The following is a 3,058-nucleotide window of genomic DNA, read 5'->3' on the forward strand; positions in this document are numbered from 1 at the left end:
GCCCGAGGTCGACCGCGTCGCGGCTTCGCGCCGCGCCGTCGCGGCCCGCCGCGAGCGCGCGGCGCTCAAGAAGGACGTCGCCATGCGGGTGATCACGCCGCAGGAGCTGCTGCGGCGCGCCCTGGCGGATCCGGCCTCGCCCGCGGGCGCCATGCGCGTGCCGGAGTTCCTCACCGCGATCCCGGCGATCGGCGAGGGCAAGCGCGACCGGATCCTGCACGATCTCGAGATCTCGCCCGTCAAGCGGCTGGGCGGTCTCGGTTCGCGCCAGCGCGAAGACCTCCGGAGCTTCCTCGACGCCCGCTGGCCGGAGCTCGAGCCGCGCGGGGGGCGCAGCCGCCTCGTCGTGCTCGCCGGCCCCACGGCCGTCGGCAAGGGCACGGTCGCCGCGCACATCAAGGCGCATCACCCCGAGATCCTGCTCTCGGTGTCGGCGACCACGCGCGCGCCGCGCCCGGGCGAGGTCGACGGCGAGCACTACTTCTTCGTCGACGACACCGAGTTCGACCGGATGATCGCCGACGGCGAGCTGCTCGAGTATGCGACCGTGCACAACGCGTATCGCTACGGCACTCCCCGCAAGCCCATCGAGAAGGCTCTCGCCGAGGGGCGCACGGTGCTGCTGGAGATCGACCTGCAGGGTGCCCGCCAGGTCCGCGAGGCCGACCCGTCGGCGACCCTCGTGTTCCTGCTGCCGCCGAGCTGGGACGAGCTCGTGCAGCGCCTCGTCGGTCGCGGCACCGAGGACACCGCAGAGCGCGCACGGCGGCTGCGCACGGCCAAGACCGAACTCGCGTCGCAGGCCGAATTCGACTATCGCGTCGTGAACGACGACATCGCCCGCGCGGCTGACGAAGTCGCTCGCCTCGCGCACTGAGGACTCTTCGGCCCACGATGGGCACGCGGGGGAGCACAGTCCCGTAGAATGGTGGGATGCCTCGGCACCCCGAGGCCCGCAGACTCCCCTTCCGACATCCGATCCAGGAGGTTTCGCCATGGCCGGAACGAACCAGGGCATCATCGAGCCCCCCATCGACAGCCTGCTCGGGAAGGTCGACTCGAAGTACCAGCTCGTGATCTTCGCATCCAAGCGCGCGCGTCAGATCAACGACTACTACTCCGACCTCCACGAGGGCAACCTGTTCGACAACGTGGGCCCGCTCGTCGACTCCACGGTCGAAGACAAGCCCCTCACGATCGCGATGCACGAGATCCACGAGGACAAGCTGCGTCTGCGCCGCGCGGAGTAATCCCGTTACAACCCTTGTGCCCTCGAAGACGGTGATGTCCGTCTCCGGGGGCATACTGGTGTCCGCCGCTCGCCACCGGACACCAGGGCGACCGGCGCCACGACAACTGGAGTACCGATGACCGACCTGCGTCTGTTCACGTCCGAATCCGTCACCGAGGGCCACCCCGACAAGATCTGCGACCAGATCTCGGATTCGATCCTCGATGCGATCCTCGAGGCGGACCCGAACGGACGCGTGGCGGTCGAGACACTCGTCACCACCGGCCTCGTCCACGTCGCAGGCGAGGTCTCCACCTCCGCCTACGTCGAGATCCCGGCGATCGTCCGCGGAGTCGTCAACCGCATCGGCTACACGTCGAGCGAGACCGGCTTCGACGGCGAGTCGTGCGGCGTCAGCGTGTCGATCGGCGCACAGTCCTCCGACATCGCCGCCGGCGTCGACAAGGCCTTCGAGCGTCGCGAGGACGGCTCGCAGGACCCTCACGACCTGCAGGGCGCGGGCGACCAGGGCATCATGTTCGGCTACGCGACCACCGAGACGCCGCAGCTCATGCCGATGGCCGCATGGACGGCCCATCGCATGGCCGAGCGCCTCGCCGAGGTGCGCCGGTCGGGCGAGCTGCCGTTCCTCCGCCCCGACGGCAAGACCCAGGTCACGCTCGGCTACGACGGTCAGACGCCGAAGACGGTGGAGTCCGTCGTGCTGTCCACCCAGCACCACCCCGACATCTCGCAGAAGGCGCTGCGCGCCGCGGTCCGCGCCGAGGTCATCGACCCGGTGCTCGAGGCGACGGAACTGGACCTTCCCGATGTGAAGTTCTACATCAACCCCGCCGGCCCGTTCGTGATCGGCGGCCCCAAGGGCGATGCCGGCCTCACCGGCCGCAAGATCATCATCGACACCTACGGCGGCGCGTCACGTCACGGCGGTGGCGCATTCAGCGGCAAGGATCCGTCGAAGGTCGACCGTTCGGCGGCCTACGCGATGCGCTGGGTCGCGAAGAACGCGGTCGCGGCCGGCCTCGCGGACCGCCTCGAGGTGCAGGTCGCTTACGCGATCGGCAAGGCCAAGCCCGTCGGCCTCTATGTCGAGACCTTCGGCACCGGCCGGGTCGCCGACCACGTGATCACCGATGCGATCCTCGACGTGTTCGACCTGCGTCCGAAGGCGATCATCGATCAGCTCGACCTGCTGCGGCCGATCTACGCGCAGACCGCGGCCTACGGGCACTTCGGGCGCGAGCTGCCCGACTTCACGTGGGAGCGCACCGACCGCGCCGACGCACTGCGCGCGGCCGCCGGGCTCTGACGCCGGCCGCGTGATCGCGGTGCAGGACGACGACAACGACCCGGTCGAGGGCGCGCGACCTCCGCGTCGAGTCGCGCGCGTGCTCATCGACTCCCCGCTGCCCCAGCTGGACCGGCTGTTCGACTACGAGATCCCCGCCGCTTTGGCAGCCGACGCGCAGCCGGGCGTGCGCGTGCGCGTGCCGCTGCGCAGTGCCGGACGCATGGTGGACGGCCTGCTCGTCGAACTCGGCGAGCCGGATGCCTCGGACCGGCCACTCTCACAGCTCGAGGCCGTGGTCGCACCCGTTCCCGTGCTGACCCCGGCGCTCTACGCGCTCGCGCGCCGTGCCGCTGATCGCGCGGCGGGCTCGGCCGGCGACATCCTGCGGCTGGCCATTCCGAAGCGCATGGTGCGCGCCGAGAAGGCGTGGCTGGCCGCCGAGCCGGTCGCGCATCCCCACGTCGAGGAGGCGGATGCCGCGTGGGCCGCCGACGTGCTCGCCGTGTACCCCGGGC

3 protein-coding genes and 1 pseudogene are annotated in these 3,058 nt (G+C 70.6%); all 4 read left to right on the forward strand.

The window, feature by feature from the left end; translation table 11 throughout:
• On the forward strand, positions 1–877 hold an 877-nt coding region (gene gmk, locus ACI3KY_RS20165), incomplete at its 5' end, for a guanylate kinase (RefSeq protein ID WP_404931902.1).
• Between the two features lie 118 nt (positions 878–995).
• Positions 996–1,250: a DNA-directed RNA polymerase subunit omega gene (gene rpoZ, locus ACI3KY_RS20170; protein ID WP_252787426.1), complete on the forward strand. Its 255-nt coding sequence runs from the start codon at positions 996–998 to the stop codon at positions 1,248–1,250.
• A 117-nt stretch (positions 1,251–1,367) separates the two neighbouring features.
• Positions 1,368–2,561, forward strand: coding sequence for a methionine adenosyltransferase (metK, locus tag ACI3KY_RS20175; RefSeq protein ID WP_404931903.1), 1,194 nt, complete (start codon positions 1,368–1,370; stop codon positions 2,559–2,561).
• Positions 2,562–2,571: 10 nt separating this feature from the next.
• Positions 2,572–3,058 (forward strand): annotated as a pseudogene (locus ACI3KY_RS20180) (primosomal protein N'); the annotation flags it as partial.

It is taken from the genome of Microbacterium sp. ZW T2_14 (assembly GCF_044987405.1).
Taxonomy (GTDB): domain Bacteria; phylum Actinomycetota; class Actinomycetes; order Actinomycetales; family Microbacteriaceae; genus Microbacterium.

Bases quoted from the DNA above. Each gene is read 5' to 3' on its own strand.
- rpoZ (WP_252787426.1), top strand. From the start codon at position 996: ATGGCCGGAACGAACCAGGGCATCATCGAGCCCCCCATCGACAGCCTG.
- metK (WP_404931903.1), top strand. From the start codon at position 1,368: ATGACCGACCTGCGTCTGTTCACGTCCGAATCCGTCACCGAGGGCCAC.